Origin of the sequence: Desulfovibrio sp. MES5 (genome assembly GCF_002237645.1) — a bacterium.
Taxonomy (GTDB): domain Bacteria; phylum Desulfobacterota; class Desulfovibrionia; order Desulfovibrionales; family Desulfovibrionaceae; genus Desulfovibrio.
The window spans coordinates 26,906-43,104 of record NZ_MJUZ01000052.1; the positions used below are offsets into that span (position 1 = coordinate 26,906).

General features: G+C 58.9%; 12 protein-coding genes. 4 read left to right on the top strand and 8 right to left on the bottom strand.

Translation table 11 applies throughout. From position 1 onward, the window contains the following. From BCS36_RS13815 to aprB, 4 genes are all read right to left on the bottom strand, one after another. The gene (locus BCS36_RS13815) at positions 1-2,274 is read right to left on the bottom strand and encodes an FAD-dependent oxidoreductase (RefSeq protein WP_291303422.1); all 2,274 of its coding nucleotides are present in this window, start codon (positions 2,272-2,274) and stop codon (positions 1-3) included. Between the two features lie 5 nt (positions 2,275-2,279). Next, on the bottom strand, positions 2,280-3,542 hold the full coding sequence (locus BCS36_RS13820; RefSeq protein ID WP_367209518.1) for a CoB--CoM heterodisulfide reductase iron-sulfur subunit A family protein: 1,263 nt from the start codon (positions 3,540-3,542) through the stop codon (positions 2,280-2,282). Between the two features lie 407 nt (positions 3,543-3,949). After that, positions 3,950-5,938: an adenylyl-sulfate reductase subunit alpha gene (gene aprA / locus BCS36_RS13825; RefSeq protein WP_291303424.1), complete on the bottom strand. Its 1,989-nt coding sequence runs from the start codon at positions 5,936-5,938 to the stop codon at positions 3,950-3,952. A 37-nt stretch (positions 5,939-5,975) separates the two neighbouring features. Beyond that, the gene (aprB, locus tag BCS36_RS13830) at positions 5,976-6,464 is read right to left on the bottom strand and encodes an adenylyl-sulfate reductase subunit beta (RefSeq protein WP_291303425.1); all 489 of its coding nucleotides are present in this window, start codon (positions 6,462-6,464) and stop codon (positions 5,976-5,978) included. A 449-nt stretch (positions 6,465-6,913) separates the two neighbouring features. On the opposite strand from aprB, the gene BCS36_RS13835 reads away from it, so the two are divergent. The 4 genes from BCS36_RS13835 to BCS36_RS13850 all read left to right on the top strand — a co-directional run bounded on the left by BCS36_RS13835 (position 6,914) and on the right by BCS36_RS13850 (position 11,794). After that, positions 6,914-8,818 carry a 3-phosphoshikimate 1-carboxyvinyltransferase gene (locus tag BCS36_RS13835; protein ID WP_291303426.1) on the top strand — a complete coding sequence of 635 codons (1,905 nt, stop codon included), beginning with the start codon at positions 6,914-6,916 and terminating at the stop codon, positions 8,816-8,818. 606 nt (positions 8,819-9,424) lie between these two features. Then, a complete protein-coding gene (locus tag BCS36_RS13840; protein ID WP_291303427.1) occupies positions 9,425-10,330 on the top strand; it encodes a carcinine hydrolase/isopenicillin-N N-acyltransferase family protein in 906 nt (301 codons plus the stop codon). Between the two features lie 327 nt (positions 10,331-10,657). Further along, positions 10,658-11,134, top strand: coding sequence for a hypothetical protein (locus BCS36_RS13845; protein WP_291303428.1), 477 nt, complete (start codon positions 10,658-10,660; stop codon positions 11,132-11,134). Positions 11,135-11,317: 183 nt separating this feature from the next. Then, positions 11,318-11,794, top strand: coding sequence for a hypothetical protein (locus BCS36_RS13850; RefSeq protein ID WP_291303429.1), 477 nt, complete (start codon positions 11,318-11,320; stop codon positions 11,792-11,794). A 47-nt stretch (positions 11,795-11,841) separates the two neighbouring features. On the opposite strand, the gene BCS36_RS13855 is transcribed toward BCS36_RS13850, so the two are convergent. The 4 genes from BCS36_RS13855 to BCS36_RS13870 all read right to left on the bottom strand — a co-directional run bounded on the left by BCS36_RS13855 (position 11,842) and on the right by BCS36_RS13870 (position 15,782). Continuing rightward, a complete protein-coding gene (locus tag BCS36_RS13855) occupies positions 11,842-12,537 on the bottom strand; it encodes a hypothetical protein (protein WP_291303430.1) in 696 nt (231 codons plus the stop codon). 339 nt (positions 12,538-12,876) lie between these two features. Then, positions 12,877-13,452: a cytochrome b/b6 domain-containing protein gene (locus tag BCS36_RS13860; RefSeq protein ID WP_291303431.1), complete on the bottom strand. Its 576-nt coding sequence runs from the start codon at positions 13,450-13,452 to the stop codon at positions 12,877-12,879. A gap of 254 nt (positions 13,453-13,706) precedes the next feature. Continuing rightward, entirely contained in the window at positions 13,707-14,921 is a 1,215-nt protein-coding gene (locus BCS36_RS13865) for a bifunctional 3,4-dihydroxy-2-butanone-4-phosphate synthase/GTP cyclohydrolase II (RefSeq protein WP_291303432.1), read from the bottom strand. A gap of 93 nt (positions 14,922-15,014) precedes the next feature. Next, positions 15,015-15,782 carry a YkgJ family cysteine cluster protein gene (locus BCS36_RS13870; protein ID WP_291303433.1) on the bottom strand — a complete coding sequence of 256 codons (768 nt, stop codon included), beginning with the start codon at positions 15,780-15,782 and terminating at the stop codon, positions 15,015-15,017. Between the last annotated feature and the right edge of the window lie 417 nt (positions 15,783-16,199).

The following is a 16,199-nucleotide window of genomic DNA, read 5'->3' on the forward strand; positions in this document are numbered from 1 at the left end:
CTACATGCCCTTGAACGGGTTGGGGCCCATTGCCATGATGCGGTCCACAAAACCGTCGATCAGGTTGGGAACCTTGTCGTATTCATCAATGGCCACTTCAAGCAGTTCCACCCGTTCAGGCTGCACGCCCAGACGGTTGAGAGTCTCGGCTATGTTGTCCTTGCGCTTGGCGCAGATTTCGGAGCCTTTCACAAAGTGGCACTGGTAATCGTCACCATATTTGCAGCCCAGCAGCATCACGCCGTCATAGCCTTTGCTCATGGCGTCGGACACCCAAATGGCGTTCACCGAACCGAGGCAGCGCACGGGAATGATGCGGCAGTAGGGGCTCCAGGGCTTGTGGCGCTCACCGGCCATATCCAGGGCGGGGTAGGCGTCGTTTTCGCAAGCCAGGATCAGCACGCGGGGGCCGTCTTTCTTGAAGTCCTTGGGCACCTGCACTTCACGGATCATAGAGCCGATCTGGTCAATATTGTAGTTCGCGAAGGAGATGACGCGCTCGGGGCATGCGCCAAAACAGGTGCCGCAGCGGCGGCAGCGCGTGGGGTTGAGCCTGGGCGTACCCTTTTCATCATCGTCCAGCGCGCCGAAGGGACATTCCTCGGTGCAGCGCTTGCACTGGGTGCAGCGGACCATGTTGAACAGCGGGTAGGACAGGTCGCCCGAACGCGGGTGCACGGCCACGCCGTGGCTTGACGCCTCAATGCACTGCACGGCTTTGAGCACCGCGCCCTTGGCGTCTTCTTCGCAGGCGTCCATGGTCAGGGGCTGACGCACGCAGCCTGCCGCGTACACGCCGGTGCGGCGCGTTTCGTAGGGGAAGCAGATGTAGTTTGAGTCGGCAAAACCGTCAAACAGCGCCAGATCGGGAAAATCCGGACCCTGGCGATAATCGAAATGGATGGTCACGTCCTTGGCCGTGGTGGGCACAAGGCCCGTAGGCAGAACAACCATGTCCACATCAAGGTCAAAGTCCATGCCCAGCAGGGTGTTTTTGCACTCCACGACCATGTGGTTGCCAGCTTCGCGGATATCCGTGACGTCGGCCTTGGTCATCATGACGCCCAGGCGTTCCTGCATCTTCTTGTAGAAGCGCTCCAGAATGCCGGGAACGGTCATGTCCTTGTAAAGGATGAAGGTCTGGCAGGCGTCGTCGGTCTTTTCACAGACGGTGTTGGCCAGACGCAGCATGCCCACGCTGTTGACGGCGTTGGAGTACGCCAGATGGCGGATGCTTTCGAGGTCTTCTTTCACAAAGACTTCTTCGCCTTCGGCGGCGGGAGCTGCGGCGGGGGCTTCAGCCGGGGCTTCCCCATCAAGGGGGCAGCCTTCCACAGCTTCGGTCACGGCCTTTTCAGCCATGGTGGTATCAAGCACAAAGGCTATGCGGTTGGCCTTGACCTGGTCGGCGACCAGCATCTTGCCAAAGGTGGCGGCGTCCACCACCATGGGGCTTTTGCCAAGGCCCATGGGCGCGAGGAACTTCTGGTCCAGGGCCACCCAGCCCGTGGCCAGCACAACTGCGCCCACTTCCACTTCCACCGTGCCGGAGGCTGTGGCGATGGCGGCCTTGAATTCGCCCGGCTGGCCTTCCAGCTTCTGCATCTGGGCGCTTGTGTAAATCTTGATCTTGGGGCTGCCCATGGCCTCGCTGACCTTGGCCACGAGGTTGGTGGGCTGCTTGTTTTCCCAGGGAGAAGCCAGAGGTGAGGCCATGGGAATGTTGTTGGCCGCGCCGCCGAGCTTGTCGCTCTTTTCCACCAGCACCACTTCATAGCCGGTGGCCGCAGCTTCAAGGGCCGCCGTAAGGCCGGTCCAGCCGCCGCCAATAACCAGAATGCGCTGTACGCCCGGCACCGAAGCGGCTTCGGGAGCTTCGCTCTTCTGCAGTTTCACCACGCCCATGTTCACGTAGTCACGGGCCATGAGCTGCAACAGTTCCGGCGCGCCGCTGGTTGTGTCCACAGGGCTTCTGTCGGGATTTTTGTATGCCTGCACGCATTGTTCGCGCAGGTTCACGTGCTCGACCAGCACGGGCAGGCGATAGAGTTCGCCGTCCACACGCGGCGAAGAGCCGCAAAGCAGCACGCCGTCAAGGCCCTGGGCCTCGATGTCGGCCTTGATTTCATCCAGGGCCACTGCCAGCACAGGAACGACCTTGACCACGGCAGTGAGATCGCCCCACTTTTCCGCGGTTTGGGCGGCAAGCGCCTCTACGTCGAGGCCGCCGCCGATATTCTGCTGGTCAAAATAGACGCCAATCTTACCGGCCATGCCGCCTACCTCCCTTTCACCGTTTGTACCGCCTTCAGGGCGGCGGCTGTGCCGGACTGAGCCGAGCGCATCACATCCAGAGGCATGCGTGCGCAACCGGCTGCAAAAATACCGGCCTCTTCACCGCCCGCCACAAAGCCTTCTTCGTCAAGAGGCAGGGGCAGAGGCGCATCTTCACCGGCCAGCGAGGGCTGCATGCCCGTGGCCAGTACAACAAGGTCATAATCAAGGGTGAGTTTTTCACCGCTCACGGCGTCTTCAGCAGTCAGGCGAACCTTGTCGCCTTCGGCCTGCACGGCGTCAGCCACTTTGCCCTTGACAAAATGCACATTGGGCATGGCCTTGACCTTTTCAAGCACCTTCACGTAGCGGCCAGGAGCGCGCAGGTCGATGTAGTACACCGTGATCTGCGTTTCAGGGCTTTGCTCGGCCAGATACTGGCACTGCTTGAGCGTGGCCATACAGCAGATGTAGGAACAGTAGTTCAGGTGGTTCTGGTCGCGCGAACCCGCACACTGCACAAAGGCCACATGGTGCGGCCTGCGCCCGTCAGTGGGACGCACGATGCGCCCGCCGGTGGGCCCGCTGGGGGCGGCAAGGCGCTCAAGCTGCATGTTGGAAATGCAGTTTTTCACGGCGCCGGCGCCAAGGTTGGTGAGGCGGGTCACGTCATAGGGCTTCCAGCCGGTGGCGACGACCACCGCGCCCACGCTGAGCTCGATTTCGCGAGGCTCTTCATTCACGTCCAGAAACTGGTTGCCCGCAACGCGGGCCGCGTCGGCCTTGGAAAGACCCTTCAGATCCAGCGTGTAACGGCTGGGGAAGGCAAAGGGCATGGCCTTGAAGAGGGCCTTGCGCTTGGAAAGGCCAAGGTCAAATTCGCTGGGGGTTTCACCGTCCAGACTGGAAGCCAGCAGGCTGAAATCCACATTGTGGGGCGCCGTGTGGCGCGGTTCGATGCGCACCTTCACGGTGTAGTCGCCCTTGACCCCGCGAAAGCCGACGACTTCAGCCTGGGTAAAGAACTTCACACGGGGATTTTTCCTGATACGCTGGAACTGAATTTCCAGGCCGCAGGAGGGAGGACAGAGTTTTGGGAAATATTTGTTGAGCTGAGCCACGCGGCCCCCGAGCCAGGGCGACTTTTCGACGATATAGACGTCGTGGCCCAGTTCCGCCGCTTCAATGGCGGCTGTAAGGCCTGCAAAGCCGCCGCCCACGACGAGAATGGCATTGGACATCCTGGATATCCTCCTGCGTTGTTGCATAGCGGCTAAAGAAGCGCCAACGGGCTTCCGCCGCGGAAAAAAGGGTGGCCGCATCCGGCCTGTCTTTACGGGCTCCGGCTCTCAACCGGCTGCCGACAATCAATCGCCCTGCCTGAGTGCGATGATCCTGAGCCGTTCACGCGCCCTTAAGACACTGCCTCCCCATAACCGGCAAAAACTCCCGCCGACGGTCTGCCGTCCAGCGGGGAGCGTGAGGACCAAACATGCCATGAAGCAGTTGGTTTGGCATCCGGGCTGCCTGCCTGGGTCGGGCCATTGCCGCTGCTTCAGCGGCGGCTGCCCTGACTTCACGCTCTCTGTGTTTCTTCGCGCAACCCTTGACTGAACATGCGTACAGCCAAGGGGGCGGCCTTACGGCCGCCCCTTTAGTGCTGCAATGCCGCCGACTAGTCGGGGATGATCTGGTAATAGGGCTTCTTGAAGATCTTGGTCTCGCCAGTGGCGGGATCGTACTTGGAGTTCACGAAGCACTTCCACTTGGTGTCGTCCAGGGCCATGAAGTCCGCACGATAGTAGAAGCCGGGATAACGGGATTCTTCGCGGAAGGAGATGTGCTGCATGTGCAGGCGCACCGTCCACAGGCGATGGTAGTTTTCCCAGCAGCGCAGCAGTTCGTGCAGGTCACGGGAGGCCAGCTTGAGGGAGTCTTCTTCCATCATGCCAAGCAGGTTGAAGCCCGTGTCGAGCAGAGCCTTGGAGGTGGTGTAGTAGGTGCTCACGCCGCCGCCGTATTCGTCGGTGCACTTCACAAGACGCATCATGAAGTTCTTGGGCGTGATGTAGTTGGGGTTGACCACGGGGTCGGTGGAGGCGCCCTTGCCAGCAAGGAAGTTGTAGTAAGGACGGTAGATCAGCTTCTTCAGTTCGTCGGCGGTTTCCTTGAACTCGGGCTTGAAGTCCTTGTGGTCAAGGCACCAGCGCACCATCTGCTTGCCGGCGATGCGGCCTTCAGCATGGGAACCGGAAGAGAACTTGTGGCCGGAAGCGCCCACGCCGTCGGCGCAGGTGAACAGACCTTCAACGGTGGTCATGCGGTTGTAGACTTTGCCGTTGGAAGCGCGAACTTTGTAGTCTTCGGGCACCCAGGCTTCGTCGGGACCGGACACCCAGATGCCGCAGCAACCGGAGTGGGAGCCGAGCAGGTAGGGTTCGGTGGGCATGATTTCGGAACCGCGTTCTTCAGGAGCGGTATTGGTGCAGGCCCACAGGTTGGCCTGGCCAACGCACATGTCGAGGAAGTCTTCCCAAGCTTCGGACTCAAGTTCCTTCTGCTGCTCTTCATTCAGAGTGGCGAAGGTGGTCTGCAGGGCAGTCTTGGTGTCCATGTAGATGGGGCCGCGACCTTCGCGCATTTCGCGAAGCATCATGTGGTTACGCAGGCAGGTCGGGATGACATGGCCCTTGGCGTAGCCGCGGTCTTCGTAGGGCTTCAGCATGGCACGGTTGGTCACGCAGTAGTCTTCGCCCTTGCTGTTGGTGGCTTTGGCCTTGAACAGAAGGAACCACGCGCCCACGGGGCCGTAACCGTCCTTGAAGCGGGCGGGCACGAAGCGGTTTTCCATCATGGTCATTTCAGCGCCAACCTGAGCGCACATGGTGTAGGTGGAGCCGGAGTTCCACACGGGATACCAAGCGCGGCCCATGCCTTCACCGGTGGAGCGGGGACGGTACACGTTCACCGCGCCGCCAGCGGCCACCATGATGGTGTTGGCTTTGAAAATGTGCACTTCGTTGGCGCGCAGGTTGAAGCCTACGGCACCGGCGATGCGGTTGGGGGTATTTTTGTCGAGCAGCAGCTTCACGATGAAGATGCGTTCCATGATGCGGTCTTCACCCAGGGCATTCTTGGCGGCTTCGGCCACGATGCACTTGTAGGATTCACCGTTGATCATGATCTGCCAGCGGCCGGAACGCACGGGGGCGTCGCCCTTACGCAGGCTCTTGCCGGCGGCCTTGGCGGCGGCGCCGTTCATGTTGTGGCCGTCTTCACCCTTGATCCAGCAGGGCAGGCCCCAATCTTCGAACAGATGCACGGAGTCGTCAACGTGACGGCCGCAGTCGAAGATAAGGTCTTCGCGGACCAGACCCATAAGGTCGGTGCGGACCATGCGCACGTAGTCGTCGGCGCTGTTGTCACCCAGGTAGGTGTTGATGGCGGAAAGGCCCTGGGCCACGGCGCCGGAACGCTCGAGGGAAGCCTTGTCGCAAAGCATAATTTTCAGGCCATGCTTGTCGCCCCAGCGCACTGCTTCAAAAGCGGTGCCGCAGGAACCCATGCCGCCGCCCACGATGAGCAGGTCAACCGCATGTTCTTTCACTTCGGGTTCGGCAATGGCTACGCCCTTGGTCGCTTCCTTGACGGGAATCATAGGCATAATGGTATCTCCTTATCGCACTAGCGGTTGCAAAAGCCTAGCGGCCGAGTTCCATGCAAGTAAGAGCCTTATCGGCTTCCAACATTTCGAACTTCTTGCCGAGAGCTTCCTTGGGGGCAACCAGGGCAGTTTCGGTGAAGAGCAGTTCGTCTTCAATGTTGGCGCCTTCGGGGTGACCTTCAAAAGGCTTGATGGAACCTTCCGGCGTGGTGCGAATGGGGAACTTGAAACGCTTGACATTGCCGTTCCGGAACTGAACCGTCCACATGATCGAGTCGGCCGAGCGCATGGGGATACAGGTTCCGCCCATGGGAGCGAAGTCAGCGTAGGGGCGAGCCGTAATGGCGCCCTGGGGGCAGATCTTCACGCAGGAATAGCATTCCCAGCAGGCATCGGGTTCCTGGTTGTAGGCCTTCATTTCCTCTGCATCGAGGATCATGAGGTCGTTGGGGCAAATGTACATGCAGGCCGTCTTTTCGCCACCCTTGCAGCCGTCACATTTGGACGGATCGACATAAGTCGGCATACGTATCCTCCAACTCTTTAAAAGTGTTTGAAAACCCACCGGGTTCGGCGTGGCGTGGCGGCAGATTCCGACACGCCGGGGTTAGCCGAGCGCTTTCGCAACAAACGTTGGGCGAATGGCTTGCGCAATTAGTAACAAGCACTTAGCGTCCGAGTCAAGCCCCCTCTGCAAAAATTCGTGGAAAGTCCACAGCGCCAAACCACAATTCTTCTTAAATTCAAGCATGTTAACCGTCTTGTGAAAAAAAATCTAATCCCCGTATCCAACCATCCCCCGCAGAGTCCTCGCGAGCCGACCCTTGCAAGAGAAGCCATTTCAAGCTAACACGCATGCGCAGAGAAAGGAAGACTGTGACACTAAATTGTTACATATTTCTGCCAACCCTCTGTTATTCCATACAACGTACAAGCATTTGCCATATCCCTTCCATTTTTCCCACAGGAAAGAGCATGACTGACCATTCCAACGATTCACGCGGCCCCCGCCCTTTTCGAGACGCCCGCGATGCCCGCGACGCCCGCGACTCTCGCGGTTCCCGCACTCCTCGTGACGCACGCGATGCCCGTGACGCACGCGGGCCACGTCCCCCCCGGGATGCCCGTGATTCACGCGATGCACGCGGCCGTGATGACGCGCCTGTGCGCCGCCCCCTGCGCGAAACTGTTTGCGAAATCGACCGCGACATTCTGCGCCTTTTGCTGCGCCGCCATAACATTCTGGCGCGCATGCGCGGCGACAAGTCGCATCTTGACTCCGCCGAAGAAAAACAGCTGCGCGAATCGTGGGAAGGCGCAGTGGCCCGCATCAGCCGCGACGCCCGCCTTTCGGGACATTTTTTTTCTCTGATGCAGGAAGTGGAATTTCTGCCCCGCCCCGTGAGCGAACGCTCCTCTGAAAGCGGCGAGGGCCAGGACTCAGCCGAAGGCCGCACGGGCGAAGGCTCCGCCGTGCAGGAAGGGCCGGACAAGCGCATTGCCTTCAACCTCGCCCCGCCTGCAAAGCCCGTTCGGCTGCGCATGCAGGCCCCCCTGGCCTGCCGCGCCACCCGCGCGTGGCTTATGCTGGCCGCTGCCACGGGCCAGCCCACGCGCGTAAGCCCCTGCCTCATGAACGACCCTATCGTGGACTGCGTAAAGATGCTCATCCAGATCGGGGCCTCCCTTACCCGTGAGGACGACGGCGTCACCGCGCGGCCCTCCGTGCCTGTGAGCGCGCCCGACAAGGTGCTGTACGTAGGCGACAGCGCATGGAACTTCTTTTTGCTGCTGGGGCACTACCTGGGGCGTCCCTCGCGCGCAAAATTCATGGGCGAAACAAGCCTGAAGCTGGCCGACCTTTCCGCAGTGCGCCATTTTCTGCCCGCCATGGGCGCGCGCCTTGTGCACGTGGTGCCCAAAAGCGACGGACTGCCCGCCCGTCTGGAGTGCTCCGGCATTATCCCCGATGCGGTGGTCATGCCCGCCGATACGCCCGCAGAACTGGCCGAGGGCATACTGCTGGCAGCGCCGGGCTACGAACACAGCCTTATGATGGATTTGACGGGGCACCCCGCCCAGAAGACCATTTTTGCCCGCACCCTGCCCATACTTCGGGCCGCAGGAGCCGAGGTGAGCGTGGACGGCGGCGTGGTGCGCATTCATCCCACCAAGCTGGAAATTCCCGCTCTGCCCGACCTGCCTATGGAGCCTGAGCTGGCGCTCTTTTTGCTGTCCCTGCCCCTGGCCATGGGCGGCGAAACCCGCCTTGCCGGCCGCTGGCCCCAGTGCCCCGCAGCCGAGGCAGGCTGGGACCTTCTGCACGGCCTGGGCCTTGACCTGCGCCAGAAAAATGGTGCGGAAGGCGCAGAAGTGACCGCCAGCAGCGCGGCCCCCCTCAAGAACTTCTCTCTTGCCTCCCTGCCCGGAAGCCTGCCTTCAGACTGGGCTCCGCTGGCCCTTGGCCTTGCAGCCTGTGCCGCTCTGCGCGGCGCGCAGGTCAGCCTGCCCGCGCTTTCGCAGGGGACGGACGTGCATGAAGTGGAAAGTTTCCTCCACGCCCTTGGTCTGGAACAGAATAATGAGGGCAGATTGTGTAAAAATGAACAATCTGGCGTCAAGGCGGGCTGGAACGCCCCCTCTCCTGTCTGGGCCATGGCCTTTGCCCTTGCGGCCTGCGCCAAGCAGCATCAGAAACTTGGCAACCCCGGCGTCATGACGGGCCTGTACCCGGCTTTCTGGGCCCTGTACAATGCTCTGCCCGAACCGCCGCAGCGCCGCGCCGCAGCCGAGGCCGCCCCGGCCGCCCCGGCCCGCCGCCGCATTATCACCTCTGTTGTGGCCGTGCCGCCGGAACTCAAGGAAGATGAAGACTTCTAGAGCATTTTAACTTTGAAAAAGTGCAAATGCTCTAACGCTGCACAAAAGTGCAGCGCGCCACAATGTGGCGCGGATTCAGCCGAAAATCGTATCTTTCGGCTGAATGAAAACTTTGAAATGTGAAGCATTTCAAAGTTAATCTGCCCTAGATCAGGATTTCCTGATTGCTGACAAGAGCGGGCCGCCCCACCCGGGGCGGCCCGCTTGCGTTTGACGCCCTCCCCGCATTAGCGCAGAATAGTTAGAATATGCGTTTTTCGCAGGTATTTTTTGTATTTTGTGGGGGAGGGACCCTTTTGCAAAAGGGTCTCCTCCCCCACGCCCCCACCCCCTAAAACTCTTATGGCGTTTTGGTAGAGTGCAAAGTGGTTACTGTGTTGAGGCGTGGACTCCAGCAGCGTCTTCACGGCGTCACACTGCACAATGTTTATCTGTCAAGCGCCCGCCCCGCAGATGCCAGACCATGCCGCCGCACGACCACGCTGCCGCAGACCACTGGCAATGTGAAAAGACCTGTACCGCGAGCCCCTTTTCCGCCATGCCGCCTGTACGCCTTGATGAAAACCAGTCCGGGCCGCTACGACCAAACACAGGAGAATGCCCACCATGCCCCGCAATCCATTACGGATCATCCTCCAGCCCCTGATGTCAGTTCTGGTGTGTTTTCTGCTTGCCGCGCCCACTGCGCGGGCCTGCACCCTGTGGGCCGCAGCCGGAGACGCCGTCCAGGGAGGCGGCGCCATCATCGTAAAAAACAGAGACTGGACGCCGGGGGAAAGCCAGCGCATCGAAACTTTCAGACCAGCGGGCGGGTATGCCTACGCGGCGCTCATGGCCACACGTGAGGCCTCAAAAAGCGCCGGCGTGCAGGTGGAGATCGACCGCCCGGTGGCGGGGGTCAATGAAAAGGGGCTTACGGTTATCAGCGCGGCGGCGAGCAGCCTTCCACGCAGAGACAGGCAGGCGTCCACAGCCAACCGAAAGCTTATGGCCCAGATACTCACCCTTTGCGCCTCGGTGGATGAAGCCAGAGCTCTGGACCAGTCCCGGTTTCGCGGGCCGCTCTTTCTGATGCTGGCGGACAGGGATAAAATAGCGGTTGTTGAAATCGGACTGGAAGGAATGGTGGCCTGGCGCACGCAGACCAACGGAGTGCTGTACCATACGAACCACTATCTTGAACCGGCCCTGCAACGCTTCAACAGAAAACTTGGCGAAAGCAGCACCGCTCGGTACGCGCGCATTGCCCATCTGCTGCAAAGCAGCCCCAAACCCTACACCTTTGACAGCCTGCTGGCCTTCACCCGCGATCACGCTGCCGGGCCGGACGACAGCATCATGCGCACGGGTTCTACGCCGACCTCAACGCGAACCGTGGCAGTATTCGCCGTATCCCTGCCAGGATCAGGTGAAGCCGAGGTCTATGTGCGCCTGCTTCAGGAGGGTAAACCCGAACATGAGGAAACGAATACACTGGATTCGTTGCTGACGCCCGCCGCCAAAGGCCGGTAGCTGCGGCAGGGATGGCTATGCCTCTTTGCTGAAGATTCCCCTCTGCGTCTTCTTTCTGGTACTTGTTCTCGCTCCCACTATTTTGACGTTACTGCTTTTCATTTTCGGCATGTGAGGCGACGCCCGCTGAAGGGCGGATATTTTCCGCCCTTCAGCAGATCAACTACGGAAGCACCAGTGAACGGAAGCACCAGTGATTTGCTGGCGGTTTCGCATTCTTGTGTTTTTTGTAGAATTACAGCACAGTAATGCTAACAATTGTGGCAAGGAAACAAGGTTGCCATAAAAGTACCGCATCAAAGCGAACTACCGCAATAAGGGGGGATTATGACGCTGGAAGGTGTGGACGCATCAGCAAGAGCCTTCATACGCGGCGCATGGCCCCTGTGCCTTATCGCCATGCTCAGCTTGCTGGCAATGGGCATCATCTGTGGCTCATACATGCTCTTTTCCATCCTGTACGGCCTTGCAGGCTGCCTGATTTTTGTGCGCGGCTTCGGCCTTGCCACCTCCTTGCCCATATACTGCCTGGCCTTTGCGGCCTTTCTTAGCGCAGACCCTTCACCCAATGAAATAACACAGATACAGAGTATGCTACGTCTTGAGCATATGGACCATATCTACCTGTGGGACCTCGTCACCGCCTTCAAGTCGGCGCTGATGGCCCTGCCTTTTTCCCTGTTCTTTTTCGACCGCATGGGCGGCTATGTCGCTTTGCTGAAGATTCCCCTCTGCGTCTTCTTTCTGGTACTTGTTCTCGCACCTACCCTTTTAATTCTGTTGCTCGCGATGTTCGGCATGTGAGGCAACGTCTGTTTTTCCGCCCTTCAGCAGATCAGCTACGGAAGCACCAGCGATTTGCTGGCGGCTTCGCATTCTTGTGTTTTTTGTAGAATTACAGCACAGTAATGCTAACAATTGTGGCAAGGAAACAAGGTTGCCATAAAAGTACCGCATCAAAGCGAACTACCGCAATAAGGGGGGATTATGACGCTGGAAGGTGTGGACGCATCAGCAAGGGCCTTCATACGCGGCGCATGGCCCCTGTGCCTTATTGCAATGCTCAACGTACTGGTTATGGCCGCCATCTGTGAACCATACATGCTCTTTTCCAGCCTGTACGGCCTTGCAGGCTGCCTGATTTTTATACGCGGCTTTGGCCTTGCCACTTCCTGGCCCATATACTGTCTGGCCGTTGCGACCTTCTTTACCGCAACTCCAACACTCAATGAAATAGCACAGATACAGAGTATGCTGCACCTTGAGCATATGGACCGTAGCTACCTGTGGGACCTCGTCACAGCCTTCAAGTCGGCCCTGATGGCTCTGCCTTTTTCCCTGTTTTTTTTCGACCGTATGGGCGGCTATGCCGCGTTAGTAAAGATTCCCCTCTGCGTCTTCTTTCTGGTGCTTGTTCTTGAGCCCACTATTTTCACCCTGCTGCTTTTCATTTTCGGCATGTGAGGCAACGTTTGGTGCAGGGCGGAAAATATCCGCCCTGCACCAGACAGCTAAGGAAGCACCAGGGGTTTATCTATGGTCTCATATTCCTGTGCTTTTTGCATAATTGCAGCAAAATAGTGTTGGCAGTTATATGTTCTTATATTGTATCGTTGCACTTCGAAATCCATCGCCTGATATGCTTCTGTCAGTTGCTTATTCCACTCCGCATCAAGAGCCTGTCTGGCGCGGTCAACATATTCTTTTCTGTATTTGGGCGCTTCGACTTCATAGGTGAAAAGCGTTTTCATATCCTCCACAAGCAAGCCCTCTCCCTTGGACAAACCGAAATTGCTGCCGTCGCTGCCCACAAACTGCATATGCTCGTAGTGTTGTTGCTTGTCCCTCCCTACTCCTTTTCCATACTTTTCTTTACCCCAGTCCCCCAAATCCAACGGCCGCACCCCCATCTGATAGTAGGGAATCTCCGCTTCGGGGTTTAACCGAAAGGGCTTCAGGTCATGCGTTTTCGCGGCATGCCGCGCCACTACGTCGGACATGCTTTCAGCGTACATGCGCTCTTGCAGCGGCGCGTCCGGCGACACGGGCAAGGGCTGTGTCAGCGGGTCTTTTTTCGCCCCGTACATTCTGTCCGCCAGTGACTGCTGCGTCCGTTCGTTCCCCTGACCCGCCACAGGCGTGCCGTGCCTGGCCCCGAAAGGATGACTGATGCCCAGATGTCCATTGCTTTTACCGGTAGTTGCCATATGCCCTCCTGTTTGCGCAGTTGTGAAACTGCGCGGTTTGAGGAGAGCATAGCGCGGGCGATGATTTCTGTAAGACTGAACTGGTTCAGTCATGCCCAACGCCCGGCTGGCGCGGGTTTTATAAAATCAGAGGGGCCAACTGGTATAAAAATGAAAAAATAAATCCTGCAAAATAGCTGTGTTATAAATATTTTTACCTGTGTAAAAAGCAAAAAAAACATTTTATTCAAGGCTATTACTGCAAAATAACACCTCCCGTACATGCCGTACAAATGCAGCAAGCCCGGCATGTCCAAAAACATGCCGGGCTTGTAAATCAACAGCCGCAACAAAAAGGCGCTATTTTTTCGGCGCGGTCTTTTTTTGCCATATGGCAAAATGGGCCAGAGCCATGCCGCCGTGCCCAACCAGATACAGGGCCAGGGACCAGGCAAAAAACTTGTGCACGCTGTAGGCCGTCAGCAATGAGCGGTGGTTGCTCCAGTTGTCAAACCACCACAGGCCGGAAGCAACCGTCAGCAGCAGGGCCCACATGCCAAGGCCCTGCACACAGGCGGGCAGGCCTTTGGGCCGGGGGCCGACAACCTTGAACTGCGCAGCCGCGCGCACGTCCTTGATCAGTTGATCGTTATCGCCCCAGAGGTAGGGAAAGAAATTGCGCAGACCGCGCTTTTTGATGCTGAGAACAACAAGGGTTACGCCGAAAACACACAGGAACATGCCCAGGATGATATGTATCCATGCCAGGGCCGAGGGGCCGGATGGCAGTACAACCATGCCGAAGCTGAGCAAGATTTGCAGCAATACCAGTACGATGACGCTGGCATGAATACAGCGCAGCAAGGGTGGCTGAAAAAAACCCAAAAATTTCCACAGCAATGCACCCTGGGCCACAACTTTTTCCTTCACGGTCATGCAGTCGCTCCTGAAGTCCGGGCCCGGTTTCATGCCGATGTCAGCCCGCTGTTTCCAATCGCGGCATGACGAGCGTGTCGCAAGAAAAGTCCGGGCCAGATTAGTAAAAGGCAATCCTCCATTATGACGCCATGAAAACACGCTCCCGGCGGGATTTTTCACCCCGCCGGGGGCAATACTCATTTTTCGGGAATACTCAGGGCGGACGCGCCGCGAGGGTGTCCCGACCCCGGGACACCCTCGCCAAAGCTGCCCTAATGGCTGCACGAGCAGTGCAGCATATGTTCCATTTTTTCTTTCTTGGTGCGCAGGTAGTATTCGTTTTCGGGGCAGGCTTCCATCTCGATGGGCACACGCTCGACAATTTCGATGCCGTAGCCCGAAAGCCCCACGATCTTCTTGGGGTTATTGGTCAAAAGCCGTATTTTATGAATGCCGAGGTCAACGAGTATCTGCGCGCCGGTGCCGTAGTCGCGCAGGTCCGGGGGGAAGCCCAGCTTGCGGTTGGCCTCCACCGTGTCATAGCCCTGATCCTGCAGGGCATAGGCGCGGATTTTGTTGGCAAGGCCGATGCCGCGCCCTTCCTGCCGCATGTACAGCAGCGCGCCGCGCCCTGCTTTTTCAATCTGGCGCAGGGCTGCGCCAAGCTGGCCGCCGCAGTCGCAGCGCAGGGAGCCCAGGGCGTCACCCGTGAGGCACTCGCTGTGCACGCGCGTGAGTACGGGTTCCGGCCCGCTGAGGTCGCCCTTGACCAGGGCCAGATGCGTGCCCTGATCGGTTTCGCTCTCATAGGCGTACACGGTAAAGTCGCCAAACCTGGTCGGCAGGTGGGCCTTGTCCACATTGCGCACGGAAACCTGACCGCGGTTCAGACGGTGGCGGATAATATCCTTGACAGCCGCTATCTTGAGGTCGTGTTCTTCGGCAAAGGCTTCGAGATCGGGCATGCGCGCCATGGTTCCGTCATCGCGCATGATCTCGCAAATAACCGAGGCAGGCTTGAGCCCTGCGAGCTTTGAAAGATCCACGCCGCCTTCGGTCTGCCCGGCGCGAGAAAGCACCCCCCCCGCCTTGGCGCGCAGGGGAAATACGTGCCCCGGCGTCACGAGGTCTTCGGGGCGCACGTTGTCGGCCACTGCCGCCAGAATGGTAGTGGCGCGGTCAGCGGCGGAAATGCCGGTGGTGACGCCCTCGCGGGCTTCGATGGATATGGTGAAATTGGTGCCGAAGCGTGAACCGTTGCGCTGCGTCATAAGGGGCAGGTCAAGACGGTCGATAAGTTCCGGAGCCATAGGCAGACAGATCAGTCCCCGCCCGTACTTGGCCATGAAATTGATGGCCTCCGGAGTAACAAATTCGGCGGCCATGGTCAGGTCGCCTTCATTTTCCCTACCCTCGTCGTCCACAAGAATGACCATCTTGCCCTGCCTGATATCGGCAATGGCTTCCTCAATGCTGCACAGTGGCATGATGCTTCCTTCGTTTGGCCCGCATGCGGGCTGTGAATATTATAATTAGTATAACTATGGCTGGCGCGTCCTTCTGTCAACCGCGCAGGCTGCTCAAACCTCGTCAGCGGCAATGGGCCTGAGGCCGACTTCGACCAACAGGTCGCGCAACGGACGGCCCAGAAGGAAGGGCAGGATGGCTGCGGGCACGCCCGCGCGTTCCACGCACAACTGGCGGAACGCAGCCTCGGTGCGCACGGTCTCGCCCAGATGGGCAAGCAGGGTCTGGCGTTCTTCCGCGTCCATTGCGCCAGCGTCGTGAACCTGCACGCCCTGCGGGGCAAAGCCCAGTCTGGCGGCGGTTTCCAGCACAGGGGCTGCGGGGCTCTGTTCTTCATGCGCGGCCATAAGGTCTGGCAAAAGCGAGCGTGTTCCTGCGTCCAGAGAGGGAAAACCGGGCAACTGCGCTTCGCTGGCCAGAATTCTGAACGCTTCTGCCCGGTCCATCAGCGGAGTGCCGGACAAAAGGTCTTCCAGCGGGGACGTGTCCATGCAAAACAGCGCGGAGCACTGCACAGGCCGCTGGGCATAGATGGCGCAGCCAGAACCGTCGCGGTAATAGCGGCAGCGCCAGGGGTGCGCCTGCCCGCCAAGACCGGCCACCTTGATATGCTCCTTTTCCAGAGGCCGCAGACCGCCGCGCACATCATCGCGCGCCCACTCCCCTATTCTCAGACAAACCAGACTATCCAGGGTCAGAGCGCCGCTCAAGAGCCGCGAGGCGTCGTCCACCATGAGGGTGGGGCCGCCGCGCAGACAGCACATGCCGCAGCGTCGGCAAACGGGCGCCTCTAGGGGCGAAGACATATCCTGTGAAATCATGGTGCCTCCGGAACCGGCATGCCCGCCGGGGTTTGGAATCCTGGCGCATGCCTGTGGCTAGATCATATTCATATTGAAATGCTGCACATTTCAATTTGTCATTCTGTCGAAAAATGCGATTTGCGGTAGCCGTTAGCGGGCTTTACCGCTTACGGATAGCGGCGGCCATCGTAGACTTTCCGTTCAATTAACCAATTGCTGTCTTTGTCCGTAGCTTCCTTCGTCGCAACGGCTAAAGCAGCGGCGGCCATCGTAGACTTTCCGTTCAATTAACCAATTGCTGTCTTTGTCCGTAGCTTCCTTCGTCGCAACGGCTAAAGCAGCGGCGGCCATCGTAGACTTTCCGTTCAATTAACCAATTGCTGTCTTTGTCCGTAGCTTCCTTCGTCGCAACGGCTAAAGCAGCGGCGGCCATCG